The organism is Pseudoflavonifractor sp. AF19-9AC (genome assembly GCF_003478995.1).
GTDB lineage: Bacteria > Bacillota > Clostridia > Oscillospirales > Oscillospiraceae > Lawsonibacter.
In genome coordinates this window covers 316,033-336,846 of record NZ_QUGI01000001.1, presented here as the reverse complement: position 1 = coordinate 336,846, position 20,814 = coordinate 316,033, and the positions used below count along the sequence as shown (strand labels likewise).

Annotated in this window: 9 protein-coding genes; 4 read left to right on the top strand and 5 right to left on the bottom strand. The window is 56.3% G+C overall.

Features of this window, described 5'->3' with window-relative positions:
- Positions 1-597 precede the first annotated feature (597 nt).
- Positions 598-4,260, top strand: coding sequence for an InlB B-repeat-containing protein (locus DWX58_RS01590; protein WP_118641204.1), 3,663 nt, complete (start codon positions 598-600; stop codon positions 4,258-4,260).
- A gap of 249 nt (positions 4,261-4,509) precedes the next feature.
- Here DWX58_RS01590 and DWX58_RS01585 read toward each other — a convergent pair whose 3' ends face one another.
- Positions 4,510-12,255: an S-layer homology domain-containing protein gene (locus tag DWX58_RS01585; RefSeq protein ID WP_118641202.1), complete on the bottom strand. Its 7,746-nt coding sequence runs from the start codon at positions 12,253-12,255 to the stop codon at positions 4,510-4,512.
- Between the two features lie 407 nt (positions 12,256-12,662).
- Here DWX58_RS01585 and DWX58_RS01580 point away from each other — a divergent pair, with 407 nt between their 5' ends.
- Together DWX58_RS01580 and DWX58_RS15485 are read left to right on the top strand one after the other, a co-directional pair.
- The gene (locus DWX58_RS01580) at positions 12,663-13,922 is read left to right on the top strand and encodes a GHKL domain-containing protein (protein ID WP_147382217.1); all 1,260 of its coding nucleotides are present in this window, start codon (positions 12,663-12,665) and stop codon (positions 13,920-13,922) included.
- Positions 13,923-15,544: 1,622 nt separating this feature from the next.
- Complete coding sequence (locus DWX58_RS15485; protein ID WP_243093212.1) at positions 15,545-15,946, top strand: hypothetical protein; 402 nt, start codon at positions 15,545-15,547, stop codon at positions 15,944-15,946.
- 408 nt (positions 15,947-16,354) lie between these two features.
- On the opposite strand, the gene DWX58_RS01565 is transcribed toward DWX58_RS15485, so the two are convergent.
- From DWX58_RS01565 to DWX58_RS15065, 3 genes are all read right to left on the bottom strand, one after another.
- On the bottom strand, positions 16,355-17,026 hold the full coding sequence (locus DWX58_RS01565; protein WP_118641194.1) for a metallophosphoesterase: 672 nt from the start codon (positions 17,024-17,026) through the stop codon (positions 16,355-16,357).
- Positions 16,921-17,394: a hypothetical protein gene (locus DWX58_RS15070; RefSeq protein WP_147382216.1), complete on the bottom strand. Its 474-nt coding sequence runs from the start codon at positions 17,392-17,394 to the stop codon at positions 16,921-16,923. The genes DWX58_RS01565 and DWX58_RS15070 overlap by 106 nt, the downstream gene beginning before the upstream one ends.
- A 334-nt stretch (positions 17,395-17,728) precedes the next feature.
- The gene (locus DWX58_RS15065; protein ID WP_147382215.1) at positions 17,729-17,998 is read right to left on the bottom strand and encodes a hypothetical protein; all 270 of its coding nucleotides are present in this window, start codon (positions 17,996-17,998) and stop codon (positions 17,729-17,731) included.
- 499 nt (positions 17,999-18,497) lie between these two features.
- On the opposite strand from DWX58_RS15065, the gene DWX58_RS01550 reads away from it, so the two are divergent.
- Positions 18,498-19,886: an S-layer homology domain-containing protein gene (locus DWX58_RS01550; protein ID WP_118641188.1), complete on the top strand. Its 1,389-nt coding sequence runs from the start codon at positions 18,498-18,500 to the stop codon at positions 19,884-19,886.
- Positions 19,887-19,940: 54 nt separating this feature from the next.
- Here DWX58_RS01550 and dapF read toward each other — a convergent pair whose 3' ends face one another.
- On the bottom strand, positions 19,941-20,732 hold the full coding sequence (gene dapF / locus DWX58_RS01545; protein ID WP_118641186.1) for a diaminopimelate epimerase: 792 nt from the start codon (positions 20,730-20,732) through the stop codon (positions 19,941-19,943).
- Positions 20,733-20,814 lie beyond the last annotated feature (82 nt).

The following is a 20,814-nucleotide window of genomic DNA, read 5'->3' as shown; positions in this document are numbered from 1 at the left end:
CATTGACCATAGGGCCAGAAATGATTAACCTCAATTGGGACGAGCGCACTGTGCAGGTTTTCCTGACCACGGATTTTGACGGCCAATCTGATTACTAAACACTAGTGAAATAACTATGGACACTTGTCCTTTCGCCGTCGTGCCCGGCACATACTCTGTTTTCAGATTGAATATTTTCACCCTTTTCAAAAAATCCAGCAAAATTCTTTTGCTCCGTCCAAATTACAAGGGAGTGCAGAAATTCAGATCGTAAATGAGCAAAACGTTTATGACGTGAGTTGTGCCATTCAAAAAAATGGAAACTCCTTGTTTTTTTTGTGGGCGATTGCTATAATTCTACTATGCAATGATCTAGCAAGGACAGCTTTTAGGTCCACATGTTAATTCTGTGACATGGCCTATTTCTACAACACAGAGGCAATCATACCATACCGCAACAATCTCCTCTGGGTTTTGCGCATAGACAGATGAGATGCAGCTGCCTGTTTGACTGGTGCGACGTCAGAACAGCCCTGGTCAGACTATTGCTTCGTTGAGGCAGCCTTTTGAGCATCAAGGTAAAATACATGGTCAAAGACCAGTTTAGGAGGAAGAGAAATGCAAAGTAACTTACGAAAACGTATTGGGAGCGCGCTGCTTGCGGTTGTGCTGCTTCTGGGCCTTCTTCCGGCAACGGCGTGGGCGGAAGATCCCTGGCAAGAAGTCTCAGACAGCACAGCTCTGACTCTGACCGAGGCGTTGAAGAACGGCGGAAACATCCGGGTAACTGCATCTACCAATGTGGCCACTACGGAGACAGTGAACATTACTAAACCCGTTGTGTTGGACCTCAATGGCCAGACCGTGACTTGGAAAAGTTCCGCAAAGGAAATCATCAAGATCCAGAATGGCGGTAGTCTGATTATTCAAGATAGTAAAACCAACGGTACCCTAAACTTTACGAACACCTATGATGGCACATCCAACAGCGGAATTTATCTCTATACAGGCGGAAGTCTGACAATCAACAGCGGAACGGTTACTTACTGTCACGACAGCAAATCCGGCCGTGCGATTTATACGCTGGGTTCCGGTGCCTTTGCTATGAACGGCGGCACAGTAAAGATTTCCGGTGCAACCAGCCACGCTCTGTATTTGAGCGGTACAGCTCCCAGTGAAATCACCGGCGGCAGGATTGTGCTTGACGGTCAGCTGTCTGCCTCTATGGTCTACGGCCTTTGCGCGTATGGGAGTGGTGCCGTAAATATCACAGGCCTTGAAGTAGATGGAAGCAATGTACCTGAAATAAAAACCGTTTACTGCGTATACGGAGCCAATAATCATATTTCGGGTGGTACATACAAAACCAATAGCCGAAACACAAGCTACGCTGTAAGCGGCCCTTCTTCCAAAAACACTTCTTCTATCTCCGGCGGTACCTTTAACGGCGCGGTTAAGGCGGCCGCCGGTAAGATTACCGGCGGTATGTTCTCCAAACAGCCTTCCGTGGACTATCTGTCTGAGGGCAAGATCTATGAGAGGAAGGATGACGGCTACTACCATGTGGTGGACGGCACCTACGTGGCCTGCATCGACGGAGTAGGCTATACATCCTGGGACGATCTCTTTTTCGATGTTCCCGCTAACAGCAGTTCCGCAAAAATCGTGGATGTCATGTCTGATTCAGATATGATAACAATTCCCGCAGAGAAAAATGTTACGTTCCGCAGCACTGCTGACTATAAGATCGGCAAGGTTGTAAACAACGGAAGCCTTCGCGTGATCTCCCAAATGACTGACACGGTCATCGAAAACCATGGAACACTTTCGCTTGCGCATGAAGTCGGTTCTATTGTAAATGCGGAAAATGCCAGCGTAACCGTCACTGATAGCAACGCCAAGGTTACGGATTCGATTGTAAACAGCGGTACCCTGAATATTGCCAGTGGTACCTACCCTTGTGACATCCAGAACTCCGGCGCTCTGAATATCACCGGCGGCACGTTCCAGGGCAGCGTTACCAGCACAACCGAAACAAACATCACCGGCGGAACCTTCTCGGCGGATATAAAAGATCTTTGCGCCAGCGGCTATACTACCAGGAAGAACCGAGAGGGCACCTGGGAAGTTGTGACAGATGATCGAGTTGCCCAGAATGGTGAATACTGGTACAGCTCCCTGGCCGATGCGCTGAAAGATGTAAGAACTGGTGAGACTGTAACATTGCTGAAAGATGCCTCCCTCAAAAATGAAATTACGATCACTGATAAAAATATTACGATCGATACCAATGGCCGTACTATAACCTATACGGGGGAGAGATTTTACAGATACGCGGTCATCAATCTCTCGGGTACATCTAATGTGGTTGTAACCGGAAACGGAACATTTACGTTTGATCCGGATTATGTTACATATAACACAATCGGTTACATCTTTAGTTTGGCCGGCAATTCCAGGTTGACGATCGAAAACGGCACCTATCATGCCGGTTTTACATGTGTCCAGCTGGAAGAAAGTGCTGTTGCTTACATTAAGGATGGCATATTCAGCACGGATTCGGATCTGGGGCTGTATGACGAAAAATACTGGGCGTTAAACCGAGTTGATAACTCCGATACAAAGTTCTATGTTTACGGCGGCACTTTTGAAAATTACGACCCATCGAACAGTGTCACTGAAAGCCCGGCTGAAAACTTCTGCGCCGATGGATACAAGGTGACCAGCCGGGAAGAGGGCGGTAAGACCTACTATACCGTAGAGCCAGACGAAACTGCAACATTTGCAGCAGAAGTAGATGGCCTGAAATATATCTCTATTTCCGCCGCCATGGACGCTGCTGCGGACGGCGATACCGTGACCCTGCTGTCCAAATATGAAGGCGAAGAAGTTGTCACGGTTTCCAAGGCTATTACCGTTGATCTGGCTGAAACCGGCACATCCTTCGACAAATTTGTGCCTGCAGAAGCCTATCAAATGACCACTGACGGCACAAAGCTTGTCTTTGCGCTGAAGACATTTACAGTCACATTCAACAGCAACGGCGGCAGTGCTGTGGCGTCCCAGACCGTGACCTACAACACCGTGGCTACAGAGCCCGCCGCACCCACCCGCAGCGGTTACACCTTTGACGGCTGGTACAGCGATGAAGGACTGACCACTGTCTATGACTTCAGCGCGCCTGTCACCAGCGACATTACCCTGTATGCCAAGTGGACCTATATCGGCGGCGGCTCCTCCAGCGGCGGCTCCGGCTCCTCCGGCAACAAGACCGAGACCGTCACCAATCCTGACGGTTCCACCACCACTACCGTAACCAAGCCCGACGGTACCGTCACCGAGACCACCACTGACAAGGCCGGCAACAAAACCGAGGTCGTGGAGAAGCCCGACGGCTCCAGCAAGACCACCGTTACCAACAAGGACGGCTCCTCCTCCACCACCACCGTCTCCAAGGACGGCCAGGTCGAGGCCGAGGTCAAGCTGCCCACCACCGTCGTGGACAACGCCCAGGAAGAGGGCGAGTCCGTGGTCCTGCCCATGCCCGAGGTTCCCGTGACCACCGACGAGGACGACGCCCCCACCGTTACCGTAGACCTGCCCGCCGGCCGCTCCGCCCGCGTGCTGATTCCTGTAGATGACGTCACCCCCGGCACCGTGGCCATTCTGGTCCATGAGAACGGCACCAAGGAGATCGCCAAGACCTCCATCACCACCGAGGAGGGCGTAGTCGTCACCCTCAGCGACGGCGACACCGTGAAGATCATGGACAACTCCATTGATTTTGTGGACGTGCCCGACAGCTACTGGGGCTCCGCCTTCGTGGACTTCGTCACCAGCCGCGGCCTCTTCGCCGGCACCAGCGCCACCACCTTCTCCCCCGATCTGCCCATGACCCGGGCCATGATCGTCACCGTTCTGGCCGCCTATGACGGCGTGGACACCACCGCCCCTGTGGGCGACCACTGGTACTCCGCCGGCCAGCAGTGGGCTATGAAGAAGGGCGTGTCTGACGGCACCAACATGGAGGGTGTCCTCACCCGTGAGCAGCTGGCAGTCATGCTGTGGAGCTACGCCAGCCGGCCCGAGGCCTCCATCAGCCTCAACGGCTACTCCGACGCCGGCTCCGTCAGCGCCTGGGCCGTGGATGCCATGACCTGGGCCGTGGAGAACGGCCTGATCTCCGGCAGCGACAAGGGTGAGCTGCTGCCCCGGGGTCAGGCCACCCGCGTTCAGGTTGCCACCATTCTCATGCACTTCGTGGAAGTCATCAACCGCTAAAAGCCCGAAGCGAAAGGCAGGCAGTACGCCTTTTTGAGAACGGAACGGTTTTAACAAAAGGAACAAAGAACACAAGCGCCCCCTGCACGAAAAAACTGTGCAGGGGGCGCTTGTGTGTTCCGAAGATCTGCAATCGGGCCGTCTACTTTAAATATACTAAAACACGAAAAAAGTCACCGGGAAGCTCCGAGGCAGGAGCCTCCCGGTGACTTTTGGTTGTATTTGGACCGGGTTCTGAGCGAAGAGAGATTATGACGCCATGGCCTGGGCAAATCGCATCAGAATGGTGGCGGCCTGGGCTCTGGAAGCCTCTCCGCCCGGCCACAGTTGGTTATCCCCAATTCCGGAGATCAAACCTTGCTTTACCGCCCAAGACATAGCAGGCCTTGCCCAATCACTGGTCTGGGCCTCGTCTGCGAAGGACGAGAGGCTATCCTCCACGTCGGGGCTTCCCGCATAGCGCCACAGCATGACAGCCATCTGCTCCCGGGTGATGGGGTCATTGGGACCAAATTGATGGTTGCCGTAGCCGGTGACCACGCCTGCGCCTTCCGCCCAGCGGACTGCTGCTTCATACCAATCACCCGGCTTTACATCGCTATAGTGTACAGAACCGTCCACCACCGGGCTGCCTTCCAGCCGCCAGAGAATGGTGACGATCATGCCGCGGGTGGTGGCAATGTCAGGGGAGAAGGCGGCTTCGCCGGTACCTGTCATCAGGCCATGCTCCAGGCAGTAGTGGATGCCGTCATGGTACCAAGCGTTTCGATTTACGTCGGTGAAAGCAGCCATAGGGCAGCTTTCATCCCGGGGACAGTCGGCTGCGCCTGTGTCCTTCCGGAAGGTGACCGTGATGGTCACGCTGCCGCTGGGCTGGGTGAAGGTATAGGTGCCGTTGGCGTTGGGAGTGACCGTTACATCCTTGCCGCTCTTGTCGGTAACGGTGACGCGGTCCACCACATAGCCCTCGTCCGGCTTGGGGGTGATGGTTACCTTCTGACCGGAGGAAGGAGTGCTGGGACTGACGGTGAAGCTGCCATTTTCGCTCTCATGTTTCACCGGCGGATAGGTGGGTCTGGACGGGGAAGGGGCGTTGCGATAGCCCACGGCGTAGGTGGAGAAGTTCTTGACATGGAGAATGAGAGCGGTCTTGTCCTCGCTGACGGTAAAATACTCCCCGTCGGCGTTTTTGCTGCCCTCCCCCTGGGGCACGGTTTGGGCCTCACCCTCATGGATCCGGGAGATGGTGTAGGTGTACTTGCCCTGGAGCTCCGTGGGCAGGGGCAGCAGGATCTCCAGCAGGACACTGGACTGGGTGAGGCTGCTTGTGGTTGTGCTGTTTCCAGATGTGACGGTTTTGGTGAGCGTGCAGTCAAGGAACAGGGAGAGGTTGCTTTCTCCAGCACTCTGGAGCTTTTTCACGGTTTCATCTCCCACCTCATCCTCCTGCTGCTCATCGACTTTGAAGGTGATCTCCACTTTGCTGCCGTTTTGTTGTACATTCTGAGCGTCTTCTTCGGTGTAATCCTCGCCGTTGGGTTCATCAAACACCTCGTCCAGATTACCCACCACGATGTCCGGGCTGCCGGGGGTTATGTCCACGACGGAGTTGGTCACGTACTGGGGCAGAAGAGCGTTGCAGGTCCGGTCGGCCGTGGTGATCTCCACCATGCTGGTGACGGTGCGCTGGTCCTTGCTTACCACCAGATTGTAGATGCCGGGAAGCAGGTCACCAAAGTTGTAGCTGCCGTTCGAATCCGTGTTCGTCTCGGCGATCTTGTTGGCACCCAGCCACAGGCTGACCACGGCGTTTGCTACGTTTTGTTCAACGCTGCCTGTTTCCTCCTTGATGGTGCCGCGCACCTCGAACACCGCCTGCCACTGTGCCGTGAAGGTCACGTCGGTATAGGGCGTGGTGAAGCTGTTGCCGGGCTTGTAGATCCTGCCGTCGTACAGCCAGCCGGTGAATTGGGAGCCAGTCTTGGCGTAGCCGCAGTCGGGCAGAGTCAGGATACTGCCGCCGGCCAGCTCCAGATTGGTCATGGTGCCGCTGGTTTTTCCGTTCCCATCAAAGGTTACGGTGTACAGGGCGGGCTGCCCGTTGGCAATGGTGAAGGTGCCCACCTGCTTGCTCGTGCTGCCGTCGGGGTGACGGTAGTTGGGGTCTGTGAATTCCACCCAGACTTCATAGGCGCCCGGCTGGGTGGGGTTTTCCACCACGTTGCCGTTCTTGTCCTTGTAGACCACCTCGCAAAGTGCCTCGACCTCTGCGTCGCTCAGTCCGGGAATCTGGATCTCCGGTTCCTGGGCAGTGCCGTCAGCCTGCACCGCGTTGTCCGTCACCGTCACGGTGACGGGCTTCTTTTCGATGACCAGAGTGGCCGTGTTGTTAGTAATGGTGTAATTGTCCATGGTGGCGGTCACGGTGTAGGTGCCCGCTACCTCAGGGGGCGTATCGCTGTCATAGGCCGTGCCAACAGCGGTGGTTCCGGTGTAATGATAGTGAATATCATCGGCGCTGTCCCCGGCTTCCAGATCATCCGGCAGGATGGCGGCGCTGTCGTCATCGTCATAGACCTGCTTGATGTCCGTCCAGGTGCCGGTGATGGTCTTTTTGCCGATGGTCAGCTGCCCCACAACCTTGGAGGCATCACCACCCTCAAAGCAGAAATTGGGATCGCTGATAGTGACGGTAATATCGTAGGTATCGGCTTCGGTCTGGCTGTTCTCACCACCGTATTTGATGGTGTAGCCGTTGACAGGGATCGGCGTCTGGCCTTCCGACTGAGTGACCACGGCGGTTTTGGCGTTGCCGTCGTAGGTGTGGGTATTGCCGGTGACAGTGAAGCTGATGACGGCTTTGCTGATCGTCCAACGATGAGTCAGGCCGGTGCCGCCGTCCAGCGTATAGTTGGGGTTGCCCAGAGCGGTGACCTTAGCCTCGTAGCTGTCACCGGCCGCAGTTTGGGTGTTGCCGGTGTATTCCAAATGGAATGTATCGGTCTGTACTGCCGCATTGGTCACCGTAGCCGTGACAGTCTTTTTGCTGTCGTCATAGGTGAAACTGTCCTCGTCCCAACTGAGCGTCACCGGGCACGGGGTGATGGTGTACTCCTGTGTGGTGCCGGTGGTGGGGAGCACATAGTTGTCATTGCCCAGTCCAATGGCCTTGGCGGTGTAGGTGCCCACGTCCGTCTTGCCGCCGTTCTCGACTGTGACGGTGCAGGTATCGCCTCCAATCAGGCCGGTGGCCTCGGCGGTAACGCTGACAGCTTCGCCGTCGTAGACGAGGCCCTCATAGCCGCTCCATGTGAGGCCGACGGTTTTAGGCGTGATGTCCGCTTCGGCAGTGAGCGAATCAGCGGCGAGGACGTAATTGTTGCCCCATGTGCCGTTGAGAGTGACGGTGATATTTACGGTTTTGTTGGTCCCGGCGTTGGCGTTCTCAAATGTGAACACGCCGCCGGCGGTGGGCTTGTCGCCCAGCACCGCGCCGGTGAGCTCTATCGTGCCGGTGGTGGCCGTGTCGCCGTCGTAGACCTTGTTTTCCACGGTATTGACGGAGGCTGTCAGCTTCTTTTGTGCCACATACACGGCGACAGGCTGCTCGACGACATTGTAGTTTGCCTTGTCATCGGGCGTGAACACCACGGTGTACTCACGGCTGCCGCTCGCGGGATTGACGCTGCCGTCCTCCCATGCAAAATCTCCGGAAACGGCGCTGCCGCCGGTGAGCTTGCTCTTGCTGAGATTGTCGCCATAGGTGATGTCCGAAGCGATGGGCCAGACCGTCACCGGGTTTGCCCTGTTGATGGTGACGGCGACGGCGCTGCTCTGCGCGGGATTGCTGGTGAGCGTTCCGTCCGAGGCGGTGACCTTGACGGTATAGCTGCCGCTGTCGTCCACATAGGTGAGGGTAAGGTTCTTAAAGGCATCGCCAATGCCTTCCTTGATCGGTGTGTTCTTCCCGGCTTTGTACCATGTGTAGGTGTAAGAGATCGTATCGCTTGCTGTGTGGCTGGCCTCGGCGGTGAGGGTAATCTTCTCACCGTAGGTAGCCTCGGTTTTATTGGCGGTCAGGCTGACCGTGGGCGCGTCCAGCGTCCACTTGGCGGTGAGGGTGATGTTCTCGGTGACGCCGCTGCTGAAATCCCACTGTACATCGCCGTTGTACCAGCCGTCCAGCGTGTAGCCCGTGCGGGTGATCTCCGGCGCGGGGACGGTCGCGTTATACGAGAGGCCGGAGACGTCGGCGACCTCGCTGCCGCCGTTCTCGTCGAAGGTGACGGTGAGCGTTTTCTCGCTGGCGGGTACGGTGTAGGTCTGCTCCTCGCCGTGGGGCGCGGCGGCGGTGGCCTGCTCGCGGACGACGACCTGCGTACCCGCCGGGCGCTGCGTGAGCGTCGCGGGGCCGGGCGTCCAGTTTTTTCCGCCGTCGGTGCTGTACTCCATGCCGGCGGGCACGGTGATTGTGCCGTCGCCCTTGTCCTGGACGGTCTCGCCGGTGACGGCGACCTTATCGCCGGGCTGCGCGGGGCGGGACGGGGCGGTGAAGTGCACACTGTCAGAGGCGGGGATACCGTTCTGCGCCTGCACGCGTACTTCATAAGTTTTGCCGGGTTCAAGGGAAATGCTGCCGCTCTGCCAGCTCTGTCCGCCGTCACTGCTGATCTCATAGCCGGGATTTACGGTGATAATCTCGTCTGCGTAATCGATGCTCATGCCGTCGGCGTAGCTGTCTGGCGTCTTGGCCGCGGTGGTGACGCCGCTCTGCGACGGCTGAGACGGCATGGCGCTGTCCGTCTCCTCGCTGCGCGTCCAGACGGTGTACTCCGTGCCGGGGGTAAGGCCGTCGAAGGTCAGGCTTTCGCCGCTGCCGCTCTGGGCGCTTGTCCAGTCGGATTCATCGGGGGTTTTATCTTTCGGCAGGACGATGTACTCCTGTCCGCTCACGCTGCCGGTGATTGTGATGCTGCCGTCGGTGACAGTGATGGCGGAGCTGTCGGTACCCGGCTCGGCGGGCGGCTTCACCGGGGCGGTCTTGGTGGTGACGGAAGCAGAGGCGCTCTCCGAGACCGGGGCGCTTTCCGTCGCTGCCACGCGGACGCTGATGGTGTAGTCCGTGCCGGGCATCAGGTTTTCAAATGTATAGCTGCCTGTGGCGCTGACCCAGCTGCCGCCGTTAATCGAATACTCGCATTCGGGATTTGTGCTGATGGTGATGCTGGTGTCCGTCCTGTCCGTCACCTCGGGCGCTGCCGGGGTCGCGGGGCGCGCGGTGACGGTGAAGGCCGTGAAATCGGAGGGGTTATGGGTCGTGGTTCCGGCCTTGCGGATGTAATAGGTCGTGCCGGGGGTGACGTTGCCGCTCTCGATTTTTGTGCCGCCGTCCGCCGCGGTATAGACCTCGTAGCCGCTGTCTACAGTGATAGTCTCTTCGGCATAGTCGATTTCATAGCCCTCGCCCTTGTCGGGCGCGGTCTGCGAGGCTCTGGTGATTTGGAAGGTCACGCTGGCCGTGGCGTTTTCTTTAGTAATCTTTGCCGTTGCGGGGCCGACATCGGTGTTGTTCTCGTAGGCCGGCGTCAGGTCGCCGCCCTGCCAGCCGTTGCTGCAATCCACCTCGGCGGGCGTAATGGGGCTGCCGGTGTAGATGAGGTCAGCGCCGGACGGGATGTAAACTCTCGCCGTCTCGCTGTGGCCGCAGGTGCAGCTCTCGGTGATGGTATTGCTGTCGGCGGTGTATGTATAGCTGTGCTGGTGCAGCATGGCCTCGCCGTCGCTGGTGCGCGCCACGAGATAGGAGCTGTCCTCGGAGCTAAAGTAGCCGCTCGGGGCGGCATCGCCCATTATAGTGTTCCAGCCGCTGGTGAACGTGCCGGGCTTTGCCATCTTCACGCCGATTTTGCCGCCGGTCAGTTTGCCGCCGATGGTGATGACGGCGTCAGTGTCCAGATAGACGTTGCAGTTGCTCCCGCGCGACGTGTTGCCCGTGATGCTGGCGTCGCCGGAGATGGTGAAGCTGCCGTTTACATGCACACCTCCGCCGTATTCGTCCCAGTAGGCCGTATTGCCGGAAATCTCTCCGCCGTACATGGTGAAGCTGCCGTTTACTTGCACGCCTCCGCTGCCGCTGGTGCCGGTGGCATGGTTATTGGTGATGGAGCCGTCATACATGGTGAAGCTGCCGCCTCTGGCCACATTTACGCCGGCACTGCCGTAGGTGGACTCATTGCCCGAGATTGTGCCGCCGCACATGGTGAAGCTGCCACCGCCGCTCACAGCAACGCCGCTGCCGAGCTGGGCGGTGTTTCTGGTGATGGAGCCGCCGTACATGGTGAACCTGCCGCCGTTGCTCACAGTAACACCGCCGCCGGAGTACGCTTTGTTGCCGGAGATGGAGCCGCTGTACATGGTGAAGCTGCCGCCTTGCACATAAACGCTGCCATAGCCGTTACTATTGGCATCGGTATAGTTCTGCCCGGTGATTTTGCCGCTGCCGCAGTCGCAGAGGGTGAGGCTGGCGTCGGTGGGCACTATGATGTGCTTGCCGTTCAAATCCAGCGTCTTGCCGTTGAGGCAGAGAATCACGTTGCCGCTCACGGTGATGTGGCCGCCGGTGTTGTTGGTCAAATCCTTTGTCAGGTAGTAATTGCCCGGCCCCAGCGTAGCCTCCAGGCTGCTGAGCGGGTCGAAGGTCGTATTCTCCATGCCGTTGTCGATGGGATGGACGTGGGGCGCAAGCAGCACGCTGGAGTCAAACATGGTGTTGTTGGAGGAGACGGTGATGCCGTTCCCGGTATCCGTGCCGCCCACATAGACGTCGTATTGCCCCGCCGGGACGCTGCCTATGTAGCCACCGGCGCTCTCGCTGTAATCCAACGTCACGCTTGGATCCAACGTCACGCTTGGATCCAGCGTCACGTCCAGAGAGCTGTCGTCAGATTTGATGGTGATGGGGATATAGGCTTCGCTTTCCGTGGCTGTTATGAAAATCTGATTGTTGTCGTCTGACAGGCCGAAATAGCAGCCCTTGTTTTTGATGGACAGGCGGGCCATATCCTGAGCGGTCACAGTATGGACGCTGCCCTGGACGACCACTCTGCCCTCGACTGCCTCGCCGCAGGTGACGGCGAGGGGATGCTGCAGCGCGCTGGTCAGGTAGACGAATTTGCTCGCACTGGTGTTATCCAGATAGATGTCGCCCTGGATGTCTGCCGCGCCGCCCAGGTACAGCTGGCCATCTACGCCATCCTTTGAGCTGTGGAACACGCTGTTGCCGTACGGGAGGCCGCTGCCATTCTTTGTGGCGGTGTTGCCGTAAATCTTGCCGCCGTTGATGGTGAGCTTTCCATATGAGGCGTTGTAAATCGCGCCGCCGCATGTGGCGCTGTTGCCGGTAAAGATGCCGCCATTGATGGTGGCGGTGCCGAGATTGTAGAGGCCGGCTCCGCCGTAGTCGCTGGTGGCGCTGGTCATGGTATTATTTTGGATGGTGCCGCCCTCCATGGTAAATGAGGACGAGGACGACACATAAATCGCCGCGCCATACGTTTCCTGTTTGCAGTTCTGTATGGTACCGCTTTTCATGAGGCAGCTGCCCGACCCCTCTATCCTGACTACGTTGGATTTGGTTGTAGCCCCTGTTATCGCGATCGTCTCTCCGTTTCCGTCAATGGTAACGCCGTCTATAACCAGCTCGCCGCCATTGACATAGAACATGCCGTTCTTGCCCTCATAATTTCTCAAAAAAGTTCCGCCGCCCTGAAGCGTCAGTGTAGCCCCGGAGCGAATGGTAATCGTGCCGCTGACAGTCACGGTCACGCCATCCTCCACTGTCCAGACGGTGTCGGTGCTGATAGCTGTTGTTGAAAGCTCCTTATCCGCTGAGAATGTCGTGTTCGCCGCGGCGGCTGTGCCCGGCAGCATCCCCAGCACCACACAAATTGTCAGCAGCAGGCTGAGCCATTTTCTTCCTGTTCCTCTCACACGCATAGTGATCCTCCCATTCTTCCAACGCCGCGGTCTGGCCCGCGGCAAGATACACCTCTGGGCTGCGGTCAGTTCCTGGATTCCATAAAAACACGCCCAGGCAATCCCTTGACGGAAACTGCCTCAAATGATATTTTAAGTGCAATCTATTTTATCGTTTTCAGGAAGAAAACGTGGCCTGTGCGTAAAATCTGTGCATTTTTGCGTAAAATTTGCAGATGGGCCAAATGGCGCCGGAAACCGGCCGGCTGACGCTTTGCACTCGGTGGCATCCGTGTTGTGCTGCCCGTTCAGAGAGCCGGTACAGGGCCGTCTCACGGGGCGGAGCATGGCCGGAAGGTGCGCCTAGCCTTGCGCTGCGGCGGCGGTCAAAGGTGTCTGGGCAGCTGCGGTTCAGAGGGGAGGAACGTATGATGGAACTATTTGTCATGGAATATATGACGGCGCTTGGCATGACCATGGTGATGCTGTTTTTGGACAGCCGGTATTCCAGACGGCGCACCGTTTTGATCGGCTGCGGCGCCATCGCTCTGGTCATGGCTCTGGTGGCCGTCCTGTACCGGGAGGCGGGGGCGGACGTCACCCTTCACATGTACACCCTGGTGGCCCATGTTCCTTCTCTGCTGCTCTCCTTTTTTCTCAGCCGCTTTTGTGGCTGGCGGCTGGTGTTCCAGCTCCTCTCCGCCGTCCTGTTCTGCACGCTGATTCAGCACGGAGCGGGGCTGGTCTACTATCTGTCCGGCGGCTATTTCTGGGTGCTGGTTCTGGCCTATGTCGTGCTCAGCGCCGTGGTGATCTGGTTTCTGATTCGCTTTCTGCGGCCGCTGTTTCTGCAGGCCCTTCTGGAGCTGCGCCGGGGCTGGTGGCTTATGTGTCTGGTGCTGGCGCTGTACTATGTTATTTTGGTCTATTTGATTCCCGGCTATGTGGGGAACGAATGGAGCAGCACGGTGGTCAAGCCTGCCATTTCTCTGATGATGGTGGGAGTTTATTCCATTTTGATGCTTCTCTTTTCCCGTGTCCGGAACGAGGCGGAGGCCCGGCACAGCGCACAGATAACTGCGCTGCAGCTGTCCGCCCTGCGCAGCCGGATGAAGGCGGTGAACGTATCGGAGGACATCATCCGCATGGAGCGTCACGACCTGCGTCACCGGCTCCAGGTGGTGGCAGAGCTGGTGGCGCGGGAGGACCGCAGCGAGGCGCTGGCCTTCCTGGAGGCCGCCCAGAAGCGGCTGGATGAGCAAAAGACGATCCGCTGGTGCCGCCCGCCGGTGCTGGATGCGGTCTTTGCCTCCTACTTTGACCAGGCCAGAAATCAGGGAATCCCGGTGGAGGCAAAGATCGCCCTGTCCGACGCCTTCCCGGTGGACGAGGGAGAAATGGCCATTGTCCTGGCCAACGCGCTGGAAAATGCCATCCATGCCAATCTGGCCCTGCCCCGGGAGCGGCGTGACATCCGCTGTAAAATGATGGAGACGCCCAGCGTCATGCTGGAAATCTCCAATCCCTGTGTGGGTGGCATTTCCTTTGACAAAAACGGGCTGCCCGTGGCGCAGCAGGAGGGACACGGTCTGGGCGTGCAGTCCATCTTGGCGTTCTGCAAAAAATACGGGGCTGTTTGTCAGTTTGGACTGACAAACGGCCGGTTCCGGCTGCGGCTGGTGCTGTGAACCGCGCCGTCTGGTGACGGCCGGGCACATACCGCGTTTGTCTTCCTGAGGAAACGGTCAATCAGCCATAAAGCAGTAGCCGTTCCCGCAGGGAAATTGTTTTCCTGTTGAAAATATAAAGAACGCTGTCGCAAGTATCCCGAAAACGGTGACTACTTCGCGGACAGAATATGAGGAATTGAAACTCCCGAACTAATGACTTCTGGCGCGGCATGGCCTTGTAAAAAAATGAAATGACTTTTATTTTCTGTGCCGGCTTCCGTTGTGAGTCGCTCCCGATATGGGGAACGTGGATTGAAATTTGCTCACTATAGACAAATATAGTGCCTGTTGAACAGGCAAAGAAATCCTGTAAGCTGCAGGAAGCGCCAAAGTTGTAGGTAGGATTGGGATGTGCCGACACAAAAACTTTGAACATCTGAAATAAATTTGTGTGCTCCCTTTACATGTCCAGGGGATGGCAATTGTACCGATATCGGAACAATTATTCGTATTTTACCAGCATTTTTCCGTTTAAATATAAAATCGAAAAACTTTTTTGAGTAATTTTATGCAGAAATGTATTGACGCAGCATGGGAAACATGGTATAGTTTGTCTTGTAAAAGTCTCTCTTTGTTGTGCCTGGTCATCCAGCACATCGCGTCACTCCTGTCCTGCCTATCAGGACTTGTCCCTCTTACAAAACACCTCAGAGGCTATGTTTTTATCTGAGGCCTTATATGCTAGAAGTCATTTTATCGACTGAACCAAGAGTATTTACCACGAGGTAAATGCTCTTTTTGTTTATCCAAAATCCAGGGCATCAGTGTATTTGATCCATACGCTGGTGTCCTTTTTTACATATATGTTCTTCTTTTCCACAGCGCTTTGTCGACGTCAACACAAGCAATTACCAAGGCCCATGGCACGGAGGACAACAAATCCGTACCGAACCCCAGCAACTAGCCGCATAACGCGACCCGCTTGGAGCCCCCGGAGACTGGCTCCCACCCCTGGCACGGCGACCAGGGGTGTCCCCGGCATAGCCGTACTCGCCTCGGATGGGGCGTGGGGAAACCGTCCCTGGATGTGGGGGCATCTCCTGTGTGGTGATCTGCTGTATGAGCCAGCTCTATTACACGCAAACCTGCCCGTTACATGGGGGGTGAACTGGTTATTTTGCAACATTGTTGGAAAATAACCAGTGAGGGGGGCGATACCGTGGCGGGTATCGACTCTGATAGGGGTCACCATATCCCTCTGTAGCAAAGATATGTGCCACTTTTAACTGCCCACCTGAACTATTGGGCTGGGGTGTCTGCCGTCACCTAGTACAGCAGGAATTTGTCTGTGGAAAAGGAGAATCCATATGGCCAGTTTAAAATACTTGATTTCACATATGCATGAGAACCTTTGCAAGCTAAAGGATCCCTCAACACAAATTGAGGACGGGTCAGCGAAGATGTACAAGAATCACGCCGTTAAATTTGGAGAGTGGTGCAAGGTAGAACATCGATGCAGAACTCCGGAAGAACGTCGCCCTCATATGTAGGGCTATGCGGATTGGCTGATTGCGCATGGAAAAAGCCCCAACGCCATCCACACCTACTTAGCTGGCGTATACAGGTGGTTTGATATCCCTTTGGAGTACATCGACAAGCCCGCCGACAACACCCACAGTCGGGGCGTAAAGGCCGTAGATGACCGCAGCTTCTTTGACGACTCTAAAGATGATGGTGCGCTCCGCCGGGATGTTTTCTTCAAAGTGCAGATGGGAAAAATCCTGTTCCGATTTCAGGACCACTTGCTCTCCCCTCTTTTCCAAAGACATGGCCTGCTCAAACTGTGCCAGGGAGATGGTACTGTTCAGAAACGCGGAGGCGAAGTAGGAATCGTCGGCACGATAGCCTATGATGACATTGTAGTCCTTATAGGGGGGCAGGAAGGTGCTGACAAGATACTCCTTGCCCCGGGTAGCAATATCGGAGCTGAGATTAATTTGCGGTTCATGAGAAGGATAGAGATCCAGTGCAGGATGTTGTAATTGTAATTGCCATCTGTGAGATTCAAAATGGACAGCCCGTCAGTTCGGAAGGAATATCGATTGGCAAAGCCGTCCTGCGCCATGGAACAGGCCCACTCTTTTGCCAGTTCTAAAGTCTCCGTGCAGTGGAAGCCAGGGCCGTAATCATTGAACGGATTGCCCTTTCTAAATTCAGGACGTTCAATGATCGAAGACGAACCGTGGTACAGTGTCAGCGTCCTGTCCGTGGGGACCCTCCTTGTTAAAAGACTGGCAAAGCAATACTATCGCTAACCAATAGTCAGTGTATCGCTGAAAAAATACTTGTTCAACCACAACGAGTCAACACGATTGGTCCTCACAAAACAATAACAGGATACTCATACATTTCCCAAAATCTTAGTTGACAGGAATATTTCGATTTAGAACTCAAGTGATATCCTCAAGTCCTGTTCCGCCTACATAGAACTCAGCCATGTCATCCAGACACAGGCAGGCCAGGCGGCGGTGTGGGGCATTCAAGTGGCCGCAGCCACAGTCGATGTCGATGATCCCGTTTCCGTGCCAGACGGAAGAATTCTCTTCCATCCTGCCAGTGAGAAAGACTGTGGGCGTATGGCCGACGATACAGGCAGTGTCCTCGTAGGGGCTTACGCTGTCTGGTTCCACCCAACCCCAGATGCGGGTGTCGTGATCATATCCAGGAAAGCCGTGGACAAGATGAAAGTTCTGCTTGCCCACCGTGAGATCCAAGCTGTCCGGCAAGCCGGAGAGAAAACGCAGGATACGGTCTCGTTTTTTGGGGGTGCTGTGGTAGAGCAGTTCCTGGTAGGTAGTCATTCCTCCGTTCTGCCGCCACAGATTCCGGGCGCCGACTTCATTATTGGGGCCCAGGGTGCTGAGACACATCTGTTCATGGTTACCCAGGAGCATAGTCATATTGGGAGCCTCCATTATTTGCTCCAGTATGTCCACACCGCCTGTGCCCCGATCAATCACATCACCAAGAATGTATAAATGGTCTGTATCGGAAAACCGGATCTGCTCCAGATCAAAGACTTGGTATATTTGCGGATGTCGGTGATTTCGGTGTGCTCGCAAGCGTGCAGAAAGTCGTCCATGGTCTGTTCAAGAAACTCGGACAGACCGCCCTCGGTGCAGCGGTCGGAGTTGCGGTTGATGGCGTCGATCACATTGGCATAGGAGATCAGAGCGCCCCGATCGTTGGCCTGCTGGCGGGCACAGGCCATTTCAATCAGACACTCAATGCAGAACTTGAAGGCATTCATTCGGCGGTCATCCACAAAGCCTCTGGTGGTGAGGAAGGGATGCTTGCAGCGGAACTCCCATTCGGTGAGGTAGTGGATGGCGCACTCCATCATCTTGGGATCACTGGCATACTGGTAGGGAATGGCCTGCTGGATCGTCAGCTCCTCCATAACCTTATCCTGGATCTCTTCTTCACTCATTCCTTCACTCTCCTGCTGAATGAATGAGTGATTATCCTGAGTATTATTTTTAGTCTTACAAGGAAGTATTATATTGTTCCCCCCATTACCGTTGGTACGTTCACCGTATGTACGGTTACCGTTGGTACGGAAATGTAGGGTACGGGGCGCGTCCCCTACATTTTGTGGGGTACGGGAATCTGCCTGCTGTTCCGGGGCGGGTTCAGCGTTGTCCCGCTGGGCCTTTCGGGTGAGGTTGGTTGCGGTAACTTCCCCGGCCAGATTGTAATAGTAGGTGTGTACCCCATCGGCAGGGTCGGCCACATCCAGGAGCTCATACTCCACGCACCAGCGGTTATTCTCGCCGGACGGGGTGAAGTGCACTTTCAGGTAGCCGCGGTTTTTCAGTTTGTCCCTGGCGCTGTTGAAGACGCGTTCTTTCTCCAGGCAATGCGCCATCGGAAAAGCCTTGGTTAGAGTCAGGGCAAGAGGACATAATCAGCGTGTAGAGTCTCTTGGCTTTCAGAGAGAGTTTGGGATCATGGATGGCAGCATTGCCGGCCATAGTGATGCTCTGACGTTTGCGGAAGATACTATTTTCGGCAGTCTTATTGTTCAGCGACATGTCATACAGTCCTCTCGTTTGTTAAAGTGAGAAAAGAAAAAAGCATCTGGGCCAAATCCACCCAAATCCTTTCAGACTGTACAGTTATATGGTATAATAGTAATGTTTACGGTGTTGCAGTTGCAGAGGGAAAATTTGTTGCCCTGTTGCCGGAATGTTGCCCTGTGATGAAAAAAGATGATGTAAAGCAATATGAAACACTTTACGGAGTGTTTTAAAAAACATGGTGTTTGGTAGAGAAAATACACGGCGTTACACGGACTTATACGGGAGTTTGTACGGGGCACATTACTCGAAATCAGTTTGGGAGCAATCCCACGAGGGTTCGAATCCCTCCCGCTGCGCCATGCTGCCGTGAACGTGAAGCGTTCACGGCAGCTTTTTATTGTTTTACCTTATTGGTCTATACCGTCGTACTGCTGCTCAATGATTCCCGTGCCGTCTCCCCCGTCGACGTCAGTGTCCCCACAGGCCTCCAAATCAAAAGAAAGGAACTTCCATGATCAAAAAATCCCGTTTTCTTCGTCCCATTCTCCCATTTCTCTGCGCCGCAGCGCTCTTTTTCACTCCCGTTCGTGCCGTGGAGACCGACGTATCCTTCCAGGATGTCCCCCAGGACGCCTGGTACGCCTCCTTTGTCTACTACGTACAGGCCCAGGGTCTGATGTCCGGAACAGGCGCAGGCACCTTCTCCCCCAACCTCCCCATGACCCGGGGCATGCTGCTTACGGTTCTTTACCGGGTGGCGGGATCTCCCCTGCAGGATGAGTCCGGCGTGGGGACACTGTTTTCTGACGTCCCGCTGGATGCCTGGTACGCGCCCGGAATCTACTGGGCCCGGTCAGAAGGGATCGCCAGCGGCTACAGCGAGGAGACCTTTGGCCCCGACGACCCCATCACCCGGGAGCAGCTGGTCACCATGCTGTGGCGCTACTCCGGCAGTCCCTCCGCGCAAATAGATTCCGCCTTCGCCGATGAGGACGCCATCTCCCTGTGGGCAGACACCGCCGTCAGCTGGGCAAGCGCCGAGGGTCTGGTCAGCGGAACATCAGGCAATCGGTTTGAGCCCATCGGACTGGCTACCCGCGCTCAGGCAGCTGTCATTTTAACTAACTATGACCAGCAAAACCCCCAGGAGCAGCCGGATCCCGACCCGGAACCGGACCCGACGCCAGAGGTCCCGGAGGAGACGCTCCCTCCCCTTCTGCCCAATTCCTACGACAGCAGCGCCTTTGTGGTGGAAAACGGATTTTTGACCTATCAGGGCGGCACGCCCAGCTATGTGGGCATTGACGTCTCTGCCCATCAGAAGCTTATTGACTGGGAAAAAGTTGCGGCATCCGGGGTGGATTTTGTCATGATCCGGGCCGGTTATCGGGGCTACACCCAGGGGTTGATCTACCAGGATGACTACTTTACATACAACATCAATGAGGCCCTCCGTGTGGGGCTGGATGTGGGGATCTATTTCTTCTCCCAGGCTACCAGCGTGGAGGAGGCCCGGGAGGAGGCCCTCCAGACCCTGGAGTGGATCGAGGACTACGATATCACCTACCCTGTGGTCTTTGACTGGGAACGGGTCAGTCAATCCAATTCCCGCACCAAGGACACCACAGGGGACATGATCACCGCCTGTGCCCGGGAATTCTGCGGCATCATAGCCGATGCCGGCTACACCCCCATGACCTACGGCAGCCCCTCCAAGGTGGGCAAGGACCTACAGCTGGACCAGCTCTCCGACTTTCCTTTCTGGCTGGCCCATTACACCATTGACTGGTGCCCCACCAGCTTCCAGTACCACTATGACATGTGGCAGTACAGCAGCAGCGGCATGGTGGACGGAATTGACGTCCGGGTGGATTTAAACATCTGTCTGCGGGATTGGTAACTCTGCCTCTCGCAGAGAAACTGGCAGCGCCGAAAAACGGTGCTGCCAGTTTTTTCACTCAGGCTCCAGCTCCCCCTCAAAGACGGTACGGGCCGGGCCACCCAGGTAGAGGGTCCTCTCCTCCCGCTCCAGGGTCAGCGCCCCGCCCGGCAGCTGAACCCGAACCCGGCTTTCGCACAGTCCCCGCCTCCACGCCGCCGCAAAGGCCGCGCAGGCACCTGTCCCGCAGGCCAGAGTGACTCCGCTGCCCCGCTCCCACACCCGCACCGACAGGGTCCTGGCATCCTCCACGGCTGTAAATTCCACATTACTGCGCTCCGGCAGCCCGGGATGCTGCTCCAGCAGCGGACCCAGCCGCTCCAGCTCCACCGTCTCCACCGAAGGGCTGAAGATTACTGCGTGGGGATTTCCCACGTCCACCGGAACGGCCCGGAAACACATGCCTCCGGCCTCCAGTTCCCGCTCTTCCCCCACCTTTGCCTCTCCCATGTCCACCCGAATCCACGTGGCTTTGCCTGCCGAGACGGTCAGCTCCAGCCGGCGGGGTCCGGCGTCGGTGTCGATGGTCAGGCACCGCTTGCGCGTGAGTCCTTTGTCATAGACATACTTGCCCACACACCGGATTCCGTTGCCGCACATGGCGCCCCGGGAGCCGTCGGCGTTGTACATCTCCATGGTAAAATCCCCCGTCCGACCCGGCTTGATGCAGATGATTCCGTCCCCTCCCACGCCAAAGTGGCGGTCGGACAGGCGCACTGCCAGTTCAGGCAAATTGGGCGGACTTTTCTCCAGACAGTTGAGATAGATGTAGTCGTTGCCCAGGCCCTCCATCTTGGTAAAACGCATAGACCCTCGCCCCTTTCCGGGCGCAGAGGCGGCGTTCTTCCCCAGCTGCAGACAAAGCGGACCGCCGCAGGCCATCAAGCCC